Below are 14,846 nucleotides of genomic sequence, written 5' to 3'. Positions count from 1 at the left end.
GCGGAGTGGGGTCTGTCATCACGCCGCCTTCTTGCCCAGCCAGACGGCGAAGCCGATGAGGATACCGATGAAGATGGTCCAGGCGAACAGGCCGTCGGCGACCGGGCCCAGGTTGCCCAGGCTGTGGCCGCCCGGCGATGCCTCGGTCTCGATGTACTTCAGGTACGCGATGACGTCCTGCTTGTCCTTCGGCGACAGGTTCGTGTCGTTGAAGACCGGCATCGACTGCGGGCCGGTGAGCATCGCCTCGTAGATGTGCTTCTCGCTGACGTTCATCAGCGGCGGCGCGTACTTACCGCGGGTCAGAGCACCACCGGAACCGGCGAAGTTGTGGCACATGGCGCAGTTGACGCGGAACAGCTCGCCACCCTTGGCGATGTTGCCGCCACCGGAGGTGTACTCCTTGCTCGGAACGGCCGGGCCGTCACCGAGGGAGGCGACGTAGGCGGCCAACGCGTTGGTCTGCTTCTGGTCGAACTGCGGGGTGGCTCGTCCGGCCTGGACACCGGGCTGCTGCATCGGCATGCGGCCCGTGGCCACCTGGAAGTCGACGGCTGCGGCTCCGACACCGACCAGCGACGGGCCGTTGGGGCCACCGGCGGCGGAGATGCCGTGGCAGCTGGCGCAGTTGGCCAGGAACAGCTGCTTGCCCTCGGACACCTGGTCGGCGGACGCGACGCTCGCGTTGGAGGCGTCGGCGTTCTTGGGGGCGAACAGTGCGTACAGGCCACCGGTGAGCACCAGGCCGAGCAGAAGCACGACCAGGAGTGCGGCGGGATGCCGGCGGCGGGCGGCGAGGGAACTCACGGGGCTTTGTCCTGTCGTCGAGCGGTCGGAGCGGTCGGGGGAGTCGTCACTGGAGCAGGTAGATGGTCGCGAACAGCGCGATCCACACCACGTCGACGAAGTGCCAGTAGTAGGAGGTCACGATGGCGCCGGTGGCCTGGTGGTGGGTGTAGCGGCGCGTGGTGAAGGTGCGGCCGATGATCAGCAGGAAGGCGACCAGGCCGGCCGCGACGTGGACGCCGTGGAAGCCGGTGGTCATGTAGAACATCGAGCCGTACGCGTCGGAGTCCATCGAGATGCCGTCGCTGAACATCTCGGAGTACTCATACACCTGACCGGACACGAAGATCGCGCCGAAGACGTAGGTGAGGGCGTACCACTCGCGCATGCCCCACTTGCCGACCTGGAGCAGGGAGCCGGTGCGAGCGGGCTGGCCGGCCTCGGCCTTGAAGACGCCGAGCTGACACCAGACCGAGGAGATCACCAGGATCAGGGTGTTGACCGTCGCGAAGGGGACGTTCAGGGCTTCAGTGCGATCGGCCCATAGATCCGGCGCAACGGCGCGGATCGTGAAGTACATCGCGAACAGACCGGCGAAGAACATCAGCTCGCTGGAGAGCCACACCATCGTTCCGACGGCGGTCATGTTCGGCCGGGTCACCGCGGGGCTGGTACCGGGGGAGCTCGAGTGAGCAGTAGTTGCTGTCGCCACGGCGCCATTATGTCCCCATTCGCTCCGACGCGCGCCATCGACCCCCCGGTTTCGTGAGCTTCCCGTGACCCAACGAGCATCAGGCGGGTTGAGTGCCCTTGCCGTTGCGGGGATTTGGTGCGGCACAAGCGAATGCGGCCGTGATGGGGTTGTGATCTGCGGTTCGTTGTGGTCGGGCGCGAACGAGCACCGACCGTGAGGTCGGTAGCATCAGCGACATGAGTTCGAACGTGCCGGTTCCCGCGGCCGAAGCCGCCCGGTCGGAGCAGTCCTCCGGCCCGCGTCAGTTGACCGTCCTGCTCTACAGCGACGACAGCGCGACCCGCGACGCAGTGCGCGTCGGTGTCGGTCGCCGTCCGGCGCGGGACGTGGAGATCGTCGCGTGGCGCGAGTGCGCCACCGCCCCGGCCGTGATCGAGGCGGTCGAGAGCGAGACGTACGACCTGCTCATTCTCGACGGTGAAGCCGCTCCGGTCGGTGGCCTCGGGCTCACCCGCCAGCTGAAGAACGAGATCGTGAACTGCCCGAAGGTGCTGGTGCTGACCGGTCGAGCCGCGGACGGTTGGCTCGCGTCCTGGTCGCAGGCGGAAGCAGCCGTGCCGCACCCCATCGATCCGCTCGTCCTCGCGAACGCGATCGCCTCCGTCGCTCGACAGGGCTGAGCCGGTGACGGCACAGCTGACCTGGCCGACCATCCTCAACTCGCTGCTGGACGGCGACGATCTCTCGCTCGATCAGACGTCCTGGGCGATGAACGAGATCATGTCCGGCAATGCATCGCCCTCCCAGCTCGCGGGCTTCCTGGTCGCGTTGCGCGCCAAGGGTGAGACCGTCGTCGAACTTCGGGCGTTGGCCGACGTCATGGTGGCGCACGCGCAGCCGATCAGCGTCGAGGGCGACACCCTCGACATCGTCGGTACCGGTGGCGACCGGGCACACACGGTGAACATCTCGACCATGTCGTCGATCGTGTGCGCCGGCGCAGGCGCCAGGATCGTCAAGCACGGCAACCGGGCTGCGTCGTCGTCGTCCGGCGCGGCCGACGTCATGGAGGCGCTCGGCGTCCGTCTCGACCTGACTCCGGCTCAGGTCAAGAAGGTCGCGGACGAGGCCGGGATCACCTTCTGCTTCGCCCAGACCTTCCACCCGAGCATGCGTCACGCCGCGGCGACCCGAAGGGAAATGGGCGTCACGACCGCGTTCAACGTGCTCGGACCGATGACCAATCCGGCCAACCCGAAGTACCGGGCGGTCGGTGTCGCCGACCCGCGGGTCGCCCCGCTGGTCGCCGGAGTCTTCGCCGAACGTGGGCAGAACGCCGCAGTGTTCCGCGGCGACGACGGCCTGGACGAACTGACGTTGTCGACGACGTCCACGGTGTGGTGGATTCACGACGGTGAGATCAGCGAGCACTCGATCGATCCGGAGAATCACGGCCTGCAGCGGGCACCGCTGGAGGCGCTGCGCGGGGGCGATGGCATGCACAACGCGCAGGTGGTGCGCGAGGTCATGGACGGCTCGACCGGACCGGTGCGGGACGCCGTGTTGCTGAATGCAGGGATCGCCCTTGCGGTGGTGGAGTCGGGAAGCGGTGGACGCTTCGGCGCCGATTCCGACCTGGACGGTGCCCTCTCGCGGGGCATCGGAGCCGCCGAGAGGTCGATCGACAGCGGCGCTGCCAAAGCCGCCTTGGAACGTTGGATCAACTCCACGCAGAACGCCTGACCCCAGGCGTCACCAGACGTCACCAGACGTCGTTGCTGCGGCTACTACTCGTCGAGGCCGAGTGCGAAGGCAGCTCCGAGGTCGTCCGAGGAGTACGTGCGGAACGCGATGTGGGTGCGTGAGTCGAGTACCCCCTCGACCTTGTTGAGGCGATCGGCGATCACGTCGGCGAAGTCCTCGTGGCGTGCGACCTTCGCTACCGCGATGAGGTCGACATCGCCGGTCACCGAGTAGACCTCTGCGATGCCCTTGATCTCGGAGATCTCCTGGGCGACCTCGGGGATGCGGTGGACGTCGGCGGTGATGAGAACGATGGCTGAGATCACCCGGCCACCCTATCGCCGGCGTCGGCGCGGGTGCCCTGCGCCAAGGACATCTGCTTCTCCAATCGGGTTCTGGTGCCGGCGGCCCCGTTGATCGGGCACACCCACACTCCGTCGGTGTGCACGATCCGAACTCCCGGCTGCTCGAGCCAGTGCAGCACCTTCTCGGTTTCTTCGGTGAGCGCGGCCGGAGCCGGTGCCACCGGCGCGGCGACCACCTCGGCTGTTTCGCGCAGTGCTGCGATGTAGGGCATCGGATCTGCGCCGCGTGGGCTGAGGGTGGTGCCGGCGAATCGGCCGTAGCGCACGCAGACCACCTCCCATCCTCCGACCGCACCGGGGCGTGCTGCGACGACCTCTGGGGTGCGGGCGAGCGGATCGAGTCGCTGGGCGCGTGCGGCGCCCCGGACGAACGAAAGCATCCGGTCGCGCACGTCAGCCGCATCCTCGTACCGGCTCTGATCGCTGAGGCGTTCCATCCGTTCGGTGAGTACGTCGACGACCGGGCGTGCGTCGGTGGTCAGCAGCCGTTCGGCGTCGGCAGCGATGTCGGCGTACTCGTCGGTGGACTGCTCGCCGATGCACGGCGCCCCGCACTTGCCGAGATCGAAGAGCGCGCAAGCGGTGGACCCGCCCCGAGCCGACAACCGTTTGGTGCACTGGCGCAGCGGGATGACGTCGTGGACCGCGGTGACGGCCTGTTCGGCGGCGGTCCTGGAGTTGAACGGGCCGACGTAAGAGCGGGCATCGGCGCGGACCGTGGAGACGACGGACAGCCGCGGGAAGGGTTCCTGGGTCAGCTTCACCCACACCGCCCGCTCCGGATAGCGCGAACGGCGGTTGAACCGCGGCTTGTGCTGCGCGATCAGCCGAAGCTCACGCACCTGCGCCTCGAGTGCGGTCTGACACACGACGGGAGTGACCGACTCGGCCAGACCGATCATCTCGCGCATCCGTCGGCGCTTCTCGCTCTCGGTGAAGTAGCTGCGTACGCGCTTCTTGATGTCGACGGAGGTGCCGACGTACAGGGCCTGACCGTTCACGTCCTTGAACACATAGACACCCGGAGCGGACGGCAGATCGTCTGCGATCACCCGCTTGCGCCGTTGCTGCGGGCTGACCCGTTTGCTGTAGGTCTGGAGTTCTTCGAGCGTGTGCACGCCGAGATTGCCGACCCGTCCGATCAGCGCATGCAGGACGTCGACGGTTGCCCGCGCGTCGTGCAGCGCTCGGTGATCGGGAGTGGTCGCGGCGCCGAACAGATGGGCGAGCGTGCCGAGTTTGCGATTGGGCGCCTCGTCGGCGGTGACGAGTTGGCGACCCAGGTGCGCGGTGTCGACCACGGCCGGCCGCGGCCACACCGCGCCGGTGTCACGACAGGCGGCCTTGAGGAAACCGACGTCGTACGGCGCATTGTGGGCGACGACGACGCAGTCACCGAGGAAGTCCAGAAAGGGGCCGAGCACGGCGTCGATGCGGGGAGCGCCGGCGACCATCGCATTGCTGATGCCGGTCAGTACGGACACGAACGGCGGGATCGGCTCGCCCGGGCGCACCAGCGTCTGGAACTCACCCAGCACGATGCCGCCGCGCACCTTCACCGCACCGATCTCGGTGATGTTCCTGCCGGCGGGTGCTCCGCCGGTTGTCTCCAGGTCGAGCACGACGAAGGTGACATCGGACAGCGGTGTGCCGAGATCGTCGAGTGTCGCCTGGACTGCGACCGGTCTGGTGGACATGTTCCGAACGCTAGGTGCCGCCACCGACAACGACCCGTAGGACGCGCGGCACAGCCGGTGGACAGCGTCGGGAGGGCCGTGCTCGAGGCGTGTCCGCGGCTCGTCCGAGGTTGGGCCCGAGCAGGTTGTCGGTGCTCACCCCTAGCGTCTTCGGCGTAGTGGAAACCGAGTCGGAGACCAAGCGATCCGACCGAACACGAAGGAGGACCACATGCACGACGAACTGCACATCGACTGCCGTACCTGCCCGGTCCGAGACCGGATGTGTGGCGACTGCATGGTCACCCATCTGTACGCACTCACCCCGCCCGCTCCGCGACAGCCCGCACTCGACCGCGGCGAGCGAGCAGCGCTGGACATGTTCGTCTCACTCGGACTCGTCGACGTCGCTGACCTCGCGAGCGTCGAGGTGGAGGTGGACGAGACGGGCCTGCGTTCGGTCGGCTGACCTGGCGCTCGACCCATCTCGCCATCGGCCACGATGGGTCCATGGCTGAAGTCGACCGTCGCGGTGCCCTCACGGGGTTCGCCGGCCTGGTCGGTGCCGCCGTGCTGACGTCATGCGGTCGATCTGTCGAATCCGAGTCGTTCGAGTCGTCGGCGACCTCCGCCCGTTCGACCAACCGCGCCCGCACCGTGCTCGACGCCCAAGGACTGCCAACGCAACTGCGAGCAGCGGTGAGCCGCGACGCCGAGAAGGCGGCGAGCATCGTCACGTCCTTGTGGGGTGATCAATCGCCCTGGCCGTCGGCAGGCGCGCACGTCCGCGCCTTCGCAGACCACGACGCGTTCGTTGCTGCCGGTGGGGACCGCAACGCACGATCCGTCACTGCGACCACCACCGAGGACGGCACCGTCCTCATCTCGCCATCCCTCCTCGAATCGCCCTCAGCAGCAAGGGTGTTCGTCCTTTCTCACGAGTTCACTCATGTGCGGCTCGGGGTTCGCTCCGCGGCTGCTCGATGGGTTGCCGAGGGCGCGGCCGAGCTCACGGCCTGGCAAGCGTCCGGTCTGTCGTTCGCGCAGTACGCACCGACCTTCGTGCGTCGCGTTCGAGCGGGTGACCGGCCGTACGGGCCACCGTCGGACGCCCAGCTGGACTCGCACGCCGCCGACGTCCAGCGCGCCTACCAGCACGCCTGCGCCTACAGCGACTTCCTGCTCACGCGCACCGATCCGGTGGGCTACCGCCGTTTCGTCGTTTCCGCGGTCGCCGGAGGGCGACCCTTCGACGACCTGTTCGACGACACCTTCGCCGCCACCCAGCGAGCGCTCGGTGCATCGTTCGCCGAGCATCTGGCGAAAATTGCATCCGGCCGTCGATAGGGTGGCCGCATGGCCGACAGCACCCAGTCCACGATCGACATCGCCGCCGACGCGGCGACCGTTCTCGACATCATCGCCGACTTCGACGCCTACCCCGAGTGGGCGACCCAGGTGAAGAGCGCGAAGGTGCTCTCCGAGGACGAACTCGGGTGGCCGGAACAGGTCGAGTTCACCCTCGACGCTGCACCGATCCGCGACACCTACGTGCTGGAGTACGACTGGGACGTCACGGAGGACGGCACCGGATCGGTCAGCTGGCACCTGGTGCGGTCCGACCTGCTCAAAGGTCTCGACGGCACCTACAGCATCACCGGGTCAGGCGACACGACCTCCGTCACCTACAAGCTGGCGGTCGCCTTGAAGATGCCGCTCATCGGTGCGCTGCGCAACAAGGCCGAGCGCACGATCATCGACACGGCCCTCGCCGGCTTGAAGAAGCGCGCCGAGGGGTGAGCCCCAGGCTGCTGCTGGTCGGCGGCCCCGGAGGCTCCGGTTCATCGACCTGGGCCGCTGCGCTCGCCGACGACTGGGCCGCGCGCGGGCTCAGCGTCGGTGTGGTTTCACTCGACCCGAGATTCGGTGCCCACACGCTGACGACACACCGCGACGCCGTAATGGTCCGACCGGAGGTGGACCTTCCGGAGATGTTGTCGTCGGCGGCCCGGTCCTGGGGGCTCGATCCGTTCGTGGTGGACCAGGCGCTGGCGCTGCTGTCTGCCACGGGCGGCCCGGCGCTGTGGCAGCTGCCGCGCCTGCTCGAGCGCTTCGACCGGGTGGTGGTGGACGCCGGGGCGCAGCTGTCCGGACTCGTCCTGCAGGCTCACCGGCTGCCGTGGCTGCTGTCCGAGGCGGGCCCCCTGCACAGCGGCTGGTTGCGGGCCACGCGTCCGGTGATCGCTCTGGCGATGGGTTCATCGGCCATCGACAAAGCAGGCGCGAGTCGACTGGCGGCGGTGGCGGAAGACGCGGTTCGGTTGTCCGAACTGGTGATGTCCCGGGCGACGGCGTCCGTTCTGTGTGCGAGGAACGCGAGCCCGACTGCGAAAGTAAGACACCACGCCTGCGCCCTCGCTCTTGCCCAGTGCCGTCTGGGGGCGGTCGTGACCGCGGGGGACGACGTCGTGCTGTGCGATGGCCCTCGGGTAATTCCGATGTGGTCCGACCTGCCCCGGAACTGGGACGAGAAGCTGGCAGACCCGCCCCGGGAATCGAGCGTCCGGGGGGACGCGCGAGATGGTGCTGTCACCTGGGAGTTGCCCTTGCCGTTCGTCGATCCGGCAGAGGTCGAACTCGAACAGTCAGGTAACCGGTTGACCGTTGCGGTGCAGGAGTCGCGCCGCACCTTCGTGCTTCCCTCACTGCTTGCGCGCCATGTCGCGACAGGTGCCACGGTTCGGCAAGGCATCCTTGGGGTGACATTCGAACCGACGCAGCCCGAGGAAACTTCGTGAACCAGCAGTCCGAACCACGTGCGTCCGAGACCGGCTCGGTCGCCGATGAGGCGATCAAGCTGATGGAATCGCTCGGCGCGTGGGCCGACACACAGGCACAGGCACAGGCACAGGCGTCGGCTCAGTCGTCCGGTGCTCCCGCTCCGGACACGCAGGAAGCACCAAGGCAGGAGTCAGCCGAGAAGTCGACCACGGGTGGCTGTGACTGCAGTTCGACACACGCACCCAAGGTCTGTGCGGTATGTCCGGTCTGCCGCATCGGTTCGTTCGTCGAGAGCCTCGGCCCGGACGCGATGGAGCGCATCGCCGATGTCATCGGGATGCTCGCCGGGAGCCTGCAGGAAGCGGCACGGCAACGTCGCGGCATGCCGGAGCAGAAGTCGGCCGCCGAGGCCCAGCAGCCACTGCGAACGCACAAGGTTCCGGTCACGACAGACGCCGGCACAGATCCGGACGCCGCGCGTCCCCGAACCGGCGGCGGTGACTCGGCAGAATGACCAGCGTGAATTCGACGCGAGCGACCATCGGTATCGACATCGGCGGCACGAAGATCGCCGGGGGACTCATCGCCCCCGACGGCACGATCCTCAAGCGCGACCGCCGCGACTCCCCGGCGCAGAACGTGGACGAGATCGCAGCGACAGTCGCCGACGTCATCAGCGATCTCGCCGAGGGCGAGGACGTGGAGCGGGCCGGCGTGGCGTGTGCGGGATACATCGACAAGTCCGGGACCACGGTCCTGTTCTCACCCAACCTCGCTTGGCGCGACGAACCGCTCAAGGAACGACTTGAGAAGTCGGTCGACATCGAAGTGACGATCGAGAACGACGCGAACGCCGCTGCCTACGGCGAGTTCATCCACGGAGCCGGCCACGACGTCGACGACATGGTGATGATCACGATCGGTACCGGAGTCGGTGGTGGCGTGATCATCGACGGTGAGCTCTTCCGGGGCTCCTACGGCATCGCCGCCGAGATCGGTCACATGCGCGTGGTACCCGACGGTATTCGCTGCGGGTGCGGCAACCGCGGATGCCTGGAGAGCTACGGCAGCGGTCGCGCCCTCGTGCGTGAAGCCCGCGCACTGGTCGCCGGTGGCTCGCCGTACGCCGGCGGCCTCGCCGACAAGTGCGGGGGGGACGCCAGACAACTCGAGGGCAAACACGTCACCGAGGCGGCACAAGCAGGGGATCCGGCCGCCGTCGAGCTGCTGGCCGACATCGGCCGATGGATCGGTGAAGGCGCCGCCTCGTTGACCTCGGTGCTCGACCCGGCTCGGTTTGTCATCGGTGGCGGTGTGGCCGATGCCGGCGACCTGCTTCTCGGACCCATCCGTGAGGGATTCGGCCGCCAGTTGACCGGCCGCGGTCACCGGCCGACCGCCACCTTCGAGATCGCCCAGCTCGGCAATGACGCCGGCATGGTCGGCGCAGCGGCCCTGGTGCGGCCGGCGAAGGCGTGAGCGCGAACGTGAAACCCGGCCGGAGCGACGAACTCGCGATCGGGATCGACATCGGGGGCACGAAGGTCGCCGGCGGCATCGTCGACTCCGACGGCACCGTCGTCGCCCGGACTCGCCGGGACACCCCGCATCGTTCGACCGCGCCGCACGTCGTCGAGGACGTCATCGTCGACGCGGTCCAGGAACTCCTGCGACACACCGAGCGCCGCCCGGTCGCGATCGGCATCGGCGCCGCGGGCTTCGTCTCCTCGGACCGGGCCACGGTCGTGTTCGCACCGCACCTGTCCTGGCGGCACGAGCCGCTGCGTGAGGCGTTGCGGCAACGGATCGACCTGCCGGTCTTCGTCGACAACGACGCGAACGCGTCCTGCTGGGCCGAGTGGCGCTTCGGAGCGGTGCGCGAGGTGTCCCATGTCGTGATGGTCAACCTGGGCACCGGCATCGGCGGAGCGATTCTCACCGACGGTCAGATGCAGCGTGGCCGGTTCGGCATCGCGGGGGAGTTCGGCCACATGCAGGTCGTCCCCGACGGACACCGGTGTGAATGCGGTAACCGTGGCTGCTGGGAGCAGTACGCGAGCGGGAATGCGCTTGTGCGAGAAGCCCGTTCGATGATCGCAGCGAACTCACCGATGGCCGCCGACATGGCCGCCATGGTCGATGGCGACGCCTCGAGACTGACCGGCCCGATGATCACCGAGGCCGCGCAAGGCGGCGACCCGACTGCCCAGGAACTCCTGGCCGAGATCGGTACCTGGCTGGGAGTGGGTCTGGCGAATCTGGCCAACGCGTTCGACCCGGGAGCCTTCGTGATCGGCGGAGGCGTCAGCGCGGCCGGTCCGATGCTGCTCGACCCGGCCCGCGCATCCTTCCGTAGGCACCTGTCCGGCCGTGGCTACCGGCCCGAGGCGCGCATCGTGAAAGCCGAACTCAGCAATGAAGCCGGTCTGGTCGGCGCCGCCGACCTGGCACGCACGGAGGTACTGGACGCATGAGGGCAGCGCACACCCTGCGGGTGGTGTCGTACAACGTCCGCGCCTTCAAGGACGACACGGACGCGTTGAAGGAGATCATTCGGCTGATGGAGCCGGATGTGCTGCTGGTGCAGGAGGCTCCCCGGCATCCGCTCTCCGGGCACCGGATCGCGCGGTTCGCGGCCGACGTCGAAATGACCTGGGCGAACGGCAAGCGCGGCTGGATGAGCACCACGTTGCTGACCAGCCTGCGGGTGCACGTGCACGACAGCGTCCACCGCAACCTGGAGGTCCGCAAGGGCGACGAGCCGCGCGGGTATGCGCTGGCGACGATCAGCCTGCCCGGACACTCGCCGCTGCACGTCGCGAGCCTGCACATGTCGCTGCGCTCGGACGAGCGCAAACCGCAGGCGGCGGCTGTGATGAGCGTGCTGCAACCTGACGTCATCCCGGCGATCATCGGCGGCGATCTCAACGAAACCCCCGGGCACGACGTCTGGAAGATGTTCGGCGAGACGCTGCACGAGGCGACGCTGGACGAGTTCACTTTCCCCTCGAAAGCTCCGGTCAAGCGGATCGACGCGATCTTCGCCTCTGCGTCCCTGCCGCACAGCCGCCCGGTGTTCTCCCTCGATCCGGCGAAGCTCGCCCGCGCGACAGACCACCTGCCGCTCTATGTCGACTTCGATCTGAGGTCGCTCGCCCTGTAAGGACTACAGCCTGGCGCCGTCGTCGAAGGGGTCGTCCTCGTCCCGATTGGCGGGTTGACGAACCACCATCAGCACGATGCCGGCGATCGTGATGAGCACCGCCGCGACCCACCAGAGTGCGGCGGCGTAGCGGTCGAAGAAGAACAGGTAGAGCAGCCAGATCGGCCCGCCGACCAGGCAGGCGATCGTCGCCCAGAAGCCTTCGTCCTTGGGCAGTGGCGGGGGAGCGGGAGGGTGGAAGTCCTCCTCGTGCTCCTCGACGAAACCGGGGCCGGTGCCGGCGCGCCACTGCGTCGGGACGGTGAACGCCGCGGGTGCGGACGGCTCCGGATCTTCGAGGTCGATCGGTTCGGCGGCTGGGCCGTCCCAGTCGGTCATCATCTCCTCGAACCGCCGGTCGACCTCCTCGTCGGAGTGCGGGTGTTCGTCGGGGCGCTCGTCGCTCATGCGTTTCCTGCAACTCGTCGGGTGAAGTCGGTGACCGCTTCATGAATGCGCGGAGCGTCGTTGTCGAGGGTTGCGACGTGGTAGCTGTTCTCGAGCACGACATCGGTGACGTCGGTGCTCGAGATCCGGGAGAGAAACAGCTGCGAACTCGACGGAGGCACGATGTGATCCACCCGAGAACGCAGCACCAACACCGGCTGCGTGATCTGCGCCAGGTCGCGGGTCACGCGGTGCCACAGCTGCGCCTGGGTGTGCAGCGCACGCAGCGGCATCCGCTCGTAGGCGTCGTGCGACACCCCGTCCTTCTTGATGTCGCCGCCGATTCCGGAGACCGTCGAGCGCAGCCGTCGGGCAACCGGGATGAGGCGGAACTTCAGATTCTTGGTGCGTATGACCGGGTTGATCACCACGAGTCCGGCGATCTCCGGGTTCCGTTGCACCAGAAGGGTGCTCAGCGTTGCGCCCATCGAGAGGCCACACGCGACCACGGTGTCGCATCGTTCCGTGAGTTCGGCGTACGCGCCCTCGAGTTCGGCGTACCAGTCAGTCCAGGTCGTGCCGTCGAGGTCCTGCCACGCGGTGCCGTGCCCGGGGAGTCGGGGAGCGCGAACGCTGAACCCCTCGTCGACCAGATGCTCGGCCAACGGGCGCACCGCGGCCGGCGAGCCGGTGAATCCGTGGCAGACCAGGACGCCGGTGCGGGAGCCGTCGTGGACGATCGGGGTGGCACCCTCGCGGATTTGCATGACGTCTATCTTTACGCATGCCCGCGAGGTGGTGGCGGTGGGCGTTATGGTTCAGGCCGAAGCAATTCTTGGAGGCGCGGTGCTGTACTGGTTCTTGAAGCGGGTCCTGATCGGTCCTATTCTCAATTTGGTGTTCCGACCCTGGGTCGACGGTGAGAAGAACATCCCCGATAAGGGGCCGGCGATCTTCGCCAGCAACCACCTGTCGTTCTCCGACTCCTTCTTCCTCCCGCTGGTCGTGCCGCGCCGGATGACCTTCGTCGCCAAGGCCGACTACTTCACCGGCACCGGTATCAAGGGCCGCCTCACGGCCGCCTTCTTCCGTGGGGTCGGGCAGATACCGATCGACCGCGCCGGCGGATCCGCGTCGAGCGGGGCGTTGCAGTCCGGCCTCAACGTGCTACGCCGGGGCGAACTGTTCGGCATCTACCCCGAGGGGACCCGCAGCCCCGATGGGCGTCTCTACAAGGGCAAGACCGGCGTCGCTCGGCTCGCTCTGGAGGCCAAGTGCCCGGTCATCCCGGTCGCGATGATCGACACGGACAAAGCGCAGCCGACCGGTAAGAAAATCCCGAAGATCATGAGGATCGGCATCCGCATCGGCAAGCCGATGGACTTCTCGCGCTACGAAGGCATGCAGGACGACCGGTTCGTGCTGCGCAGCATCACCGATGAGGTGATGTACGAGCTGATGCTGTTGTCCGGCCAGGAGTACGTCGACGTGTACGCGTCCACGGTCAAGGACCGGATCGCAGCCAAGGCCAAGGAGATCGGCGGCGCGGCCGTCGCCGTCGGCAGCGGTGCCGCCCAGGCCATCGGCCACAAGGTGTCCCGACGTTCCGGCGAGGACGCCGGCGCGAAGGACGAGACCTCGCCGGAGGCATCCGAGGGCGGTCTCGCGATCGACCTGGAGACCGACGCCGACACGGTTGCTGGCACTGTCCACGACGCCGACGGTGACGCCGCTCACACCCCTTCGCAGAGCTGACGTCCCGCGCATCGGGCACCTGATTCGGACGTGGTGAGCGGCGCGTACGCTTGCCGGGTGAGTACCACCGCACTGAACCCCGACGCCCTGAACGAGATGCCCGAGTGGCCGCAGCTGCCTGCCATGCAGCAGCCCACCTGGCCCGACCGTCAGGCCGTCGAGTATGTGCGCTCCGAGCTGGCTTCGCTGCCGCCGCTGGTCTTCGCGGGGGAGTGCGACGTGCTGCGCGATCGCCTTGCCGCGGCCGCGAAAGGTGAGGCCTTCGTGTTGCAGGGAGGCGACTGCGCCGAGATGTTCTCCGCGGCGACCGCCGCGAACATCCGCGACCGCATCAAGACGATCCTGCAGATGGCCGCAGTCCTCACCTATGGCGCGAGCACCCCGGTCGTGAAGCTCGGTCGCATCGCCGGCCAGTACGCCAAGCCGCGCAGCAAGGACACCGAGACCCGGGGCGACGTCACCCTCCCGGCGTACCGCGGCGACATGGTCAACGACTTCGCGTTCACCGAGGAATCCCGCACCCCCGACCCGCAGCGACTGCTGCGCGCCTACCACACCAGTGCCTCGACGCTGAACCTGGTGCGAGCCTTCACCACCGGCGGTTTCGCCGACCTGCGTCACGTGCACGAGTGGAACCGCGGGTTCATCGCCAACTCGGCGTACGCCCGCTACGAGTCGACGGCCCGCGACATCGACCGTGCGATGAAGTTCATGAAGGCGTGCGGCGCCGACTTCGATGCGATGAACGCCCGCACGGTGGAGTTCTTCGCCAGCCACGAGGCGTTGCTGCTCGACTACGAACAGCCGTTGACGCGGATCGACTCGCGGACCGGCAACCCGTACGCGGTCTCGGGCCACTTCGTCTGGGTGGGCGAACGCACCCGCGACCTCGACGGCGCACACATCGACTTCGTGTCCCGCATCCACAACCCGATCGGCGTCAAGCTCGGCCCGAACGCCGACCCCGACGACGTGCTGCGGATGATCGACCGTCTCGACCCGCAGCGCACTCCCGGCCGCCTGACGTTCATCACCCGGATGGGCGCCGGTGTCGTCCGCGAGAAGTTGCCGAACCTGGTTCGGCGGGTGACCGAGTCGGGTGCCCAGGTCGTCTGGGTCTGCGACCCGATGCACGGCAACACCTTCGAGTCGCCCAGTGGCTACAAGACGCGTGAGTTCGACCAGATCGTCGATGAGGTGCGTGGCTTCTTCGAGGTGCACGCCGCGCTCGGCACGATCCCCGGTGGCGTGCACGTCGAGCTCACCGGCAACGACGTGACCGAGTGCCTCGGCGGTTCGGAACAGATCCTGGACGCCGACCTGGAGAAGCGGTACGAGACCGCCTGCGACCCGCGACTCAACCACCAACAGAGCCTGGAGTTGTCCTTCCTGGTCGCCGAGATGCTCGCGCAGCGCAGCCGCTGACGATCAGCAACAGGAAGGGACCGGTTCACAGT

At 67.8% G+C, this 14,846-nt stretch carries 18 protein-coding genes; 12 read left to right on the top strand and 6 right to left on the bottom strand.

Annotated elements, in window-relative coordinates; all coding sequences use genetic code 11:
- Nucleotides 1-18: 18 nt before the first annotated feature.
- Complete coding sequence (gene qcrC, locus ACYU8W_RS08210) at nucleotides 19-807, bottom strand: cytochrome bc1 complex diheme cytochrome c subunit (protein ID WP_499468156.1); 789 nt, start codon at nucleotides 805-807, stop codon at nucleotides 19-21.
- Nucleotides 808-853: 46 nt separating this feature from the next.
- Entirely contained in the window at nucleotides 854-1,498 is a 645-nt protein-coding gene (gene ctaE, locus ACYU8W_RS08205; RefSeq protein WP_499468154.1) for an aa3-type cytochrome oxidase subunit III, read from the bottom strand.
- Between the two features lie 218 nt (nucleotides 1,499-1,716).
- Here ctaE and ACYU8W_RS08200 point away from each other — a divergent pair, with 218 nt between their 5' ends.
- Both ACYU8W_RS08200 and trpD read left to right on the top strand, forming a co-directional pair.
- A complete protein-coding gene (locus tag ACYU8W_RS08200) occupies nucleotides 1,717-2,160 on the top strand; it encodes a response regulator (RefSeq protein WP_129624021.1) in 444 nt (147 codons plus the stop codon).
- 4 nt (nucleotides 2,161-2,164) lie between these two features.
- Nucleotides 2,165-3,223 carry an anthranilate phosphoribosyltransferase gene (trpD, locus tag ACYU8W_RS08195; RefSeq protein ID WP_499468152.1) on the top strand — a complete coding sequence of 353 codons (1,059 nt, stop codon included), beginning with the start codon at nucleotides 2,165-2,167 and terminating at the stop codon, nucleotides 3,221-3,223.
- Between the two features lie 44 nt (nucleotides 3,224-3,267).
- Here trpD and ACYU8W_RS08190 read toward each other — a convergent pair whose 3' ends face one another.
- Together ACYU8W_RS08190 and ACYU8W_RS08185 are read right to left on the bottom strand one after the other, a co-directional pair.
- Nucleotides 3,268-3,549, bottom strand: a complete 282-nt coding sequence (locus tag ACYU8W_RS08190; RefSeq protein WP_129624019.1) for an Lrp/AsnC family transcriptional regulator — start codon at nucleotides 3,547-3,549, stop codon at nucleotides 3,268-3,270.
- Nucleotides 3,546-5,285: a DEDD exonuclease domain-containing protein gene (locus ACYU8W_RS08185; protein ID WP_499468150.1), complete on the bottom strand. Its 1,740-nt coding sequence runs from the start codon at nucleotides 5,283-5,285 to the stop codon at nucleotides 3,546-3,548. Before ACYU8W_RS08185 ends, ACYU8W_RS08190 begins: the two co-directional genes overlap by 4 nt.
- Nucleotides 5,286-5,496: 211 nt before the next feature.
- Here ACYU8W_RS08185 and ACYU8W_RS08180 point away from each other — a divergent pair, with 211 nt between their 5' ends.
- From ACYU8W_RS08180 to ACYU8W_RS08145, 8 genes are read left to right on the top strand one after another with little or no spacing between them, the layout of a single operon-like run.
- The gene (locus ACYU8W_RS08180) at nucleotides 5,497-5,733 is read left to right on the top strand and encodes a hypothetical protein (protein ID WP_129624017.1); all 237 of its coding nucleotides are present in this window, start codon (nucleotides 5,497-5,499) and stop codon (nucleotides 5,731-5,733) included.
- A gap of 41 nt (nucleotides 5,734-5,774) precedes the next feature.
- Nucleotides 5,775-6,611 (top strand): hypothetical protein, encoded by an 837-nt coding sequence (locus tag ACYU8W_RS08175; RefSeq protein ID WP_499468148.1) that lies wholly within the window; start codon nucleotides 5,775-5,777, stop codon nucleotides 6,609-6,611.
- Nucleotides 6,612-6,620: 9 nt separating this feature from the next.
- Nucleotides 6,621-7,064, top strand: a complete 444-nt coding sequence (locus ACYU8W_RS08170; protein ID WP_129624015.1) for an SRPBCC family protein — start codon at nucleotides 6,621-6,623, stop codon at nucleotides 7,062-7,064.
- Nucleotides 7,061-8,062, top strand: coding sequence for an ArsA family ATPase (locus ACYU8W_RS08165; RefSeq protein WP_499468146.1), 1,002 nt, complete (start codon nucleotides 7,061-7,063; stop codon nucleotides 8,060-8,062). Before ACYU8W_RS08170 ends, ACYU8W_RS08165 begins: the two co-directional genes overlap by 4 nt.
- Nucleotides 8,059-8,559, top strand: coding sequence for a hypothetical protein (locus ACYU8W_RS08160; protein ID WP_499468144.1), 501 nt, complete (start codon nucleotides 8,059-8,061; stop codon nucleotides 8,557-8,559). The genes ACYU8W_RS08165 and ACYU8W_RS08160 overlap by 4 nt, the downstream gene beginning before the upstream one ends.
- A 5-nt stretch (nucleotides 8,560-8,564) precedes the next feature.
- Nucleotides 8,565-9,524, top strand: a complete 960-nt coding sequence (locus ACYU8W_RS08155; protein WP_499468142.1) for an ROK family glucokinase — start codon at nucleotides 8,565-8,567, stop codon at nucleotides 9,522-9,524.
- Nucleotides 9,521-10,519, top strand: coding sequence for an ROK family glucokinase (locus ACYU8W_RS08150; protein WP_499468140.1), 999 nt, complete (start codon nucleotides 9,521-9,523; stop codon nucleotides 10,517-10,519). The genes ACYU8W_RS08155 and ACYU8W_RS08150 overlap by 4 nt, the downstream gene beginning before the upstream one ends.
- Nucleotides 10,516-11,208 (top strand): endonuclease/exonuclease/phosphatase family protein, encoded by a 693-nt coding sequence (locus tag ACYU8W_RS08145; protein WP_499468138.1) that lies wholly within the window; start codon nucleotides 10,516-10,518, stop codon nucleotides 11,206-11,208. Before ACYU8W_RS08150 ends, ACYU8W_RS08145 begins: the two co-directional genes overlap by 4 nt.
- A 3-nt stretch (nucleotides 11,209-11,211) precedes the next feature.
- On the opposite strand, the gene ACYU8W_RS08140 is transcribed toward ACYU8W_RS08145, so the two are convergent.
- On the bottom strand, nucleotides 11,212-11,655 hold the full coding sequence (locus ACYU8W_RS08140) for a hypothetical protein (protein WP_499468136.1): 444 nt from the start codon (nucleotides 11,653-11,655) through the stop codon (nucleotides 11,212-11,214).
- Nucleotides 11,652-12,401 (bottom strand): alpha/beta hydrolase, encoded by a 750-nt coding sequence (locus tag ACYU8W_RS08135; RefSeq protein WP_499468134.1) that lies wholly within the window; start codon nucleotides 12,399-12,401, stop codon nucleotides 11,652-11,654. Before ACYU8W_RS08135 ends, ACYU8W_RS08140 begins: the two co-directional genes overlap by 4 nt.
- A 79-nt stretch (nucleotides 12,402-12,480) precedes the next feature.
- On the opposite strand from ACYU8W_RS08135, the gene ACYU8W_RS08130 reads away from it, so the two are divergent.
- Together ACYU8W_RS08130 and ACYU8W_RS08125 are read left to right on the top strand one after the other, a co-directional pair.
- Nucleotides 12,481-13,389, top strand: a complete 909-nt coding sequence (locus ACYU8W_RS08130; RefSeq protein WP_499468562.1) for a lysophospholipid acyltransferase family protein — start codon at nucleotides 12,481-12,483, stop codon at nucleotides 13,387-13,389.
- A 96-nt stretch (nucleotides 13,390-13,485) separates the two neighbouring features.
- Entirely contained in the window at nucleotides 13,486-14,814 is a 1,329-nt protein-coding gene (locus ACYU8W_RS08125) for a class II 3-deoxy-7-phosphoheptulonate synthase (protein ID WP_239702882.1), read from the top strand.
- Nucleotides 14,815-14,846: the final 32 nt, after the last annotated feature.

It is taken from the genome of Yimella radicis (genome assembly GCF_054778255.1).
This window is presented reverse-complemented; position numbering and strand designations above follow the sequence as displayed.

Excerpts from the sequence above, each read along its gene's own strand:
- ACYU8W_RS08185 (WP_499468150.1), bottom strand. The coding sequence starts at position 5,285 with ATGTCCACCAGACCGGTCGCAGTCCAGGCGACACTCGACGATCTCGGC.
- ACYU8W_RS08135 (WP_499468134.1), bottom strand. The coding sequence starts at position 12,401 with ATGCAAATCCGCGAGGGTGCCACCCCGATCGTCCACGACGGCTCCCGC.
- ACYU8W_RS08180 (WP_129624017.1), top strand. The coding sequence starts at position 5,497 with ATGCACGACGAACTGCACATCGACTGCCGTACCTGCCCGGTCCGAGAC.
- ACYU8W_RS08125 (WP_239702882.1), top strand. The coding sequence starts at position 13,486 with ATGCCCGAGTGGCCGCAGCTGCCTGCCATGCAGCAGCCCACCTGGCCC.
- ACYU8W_RS08140 (WP_499468136.1), bottom strand. The coding sequence starts at position 11,655 with ATGAGCGACGAGCGCCCCGACGAACACCCGCACTCCGACGAGGAGGTC.
- ACYU8W_RS08200 (WP_129624021.1), top strand. The coding sequence starts at position 1,717 with ATGAGTTCGAACGTGCCGGTTCCCGCGGCCGAAGCCGCCCGGTCGGAG.
- ACYU8W_RS08145 (WP_499468138.1), top strand. The coding sequence starts at position 10,516 with ATGAGGGCAGCGCACACCCTGCGGGTGGTGTCGTACAACGTCCGCGCC.
- ACYU8W_RS08175 (WP_499468148.1), top strand. The coding sequence starts at position 5,775 with ATGGCTGAAGTCGACCGTCGCGGTGCCCTCACGGGGTTCGCCGGCCTG.
- ACYU8W_RS08170 (WP_129624015.1), top strand. The coding sequence starts at position 6,621 with ATGGCCGACAGCACCCAGTCCACGATCGACATCGCCGCCGACGCGGCG.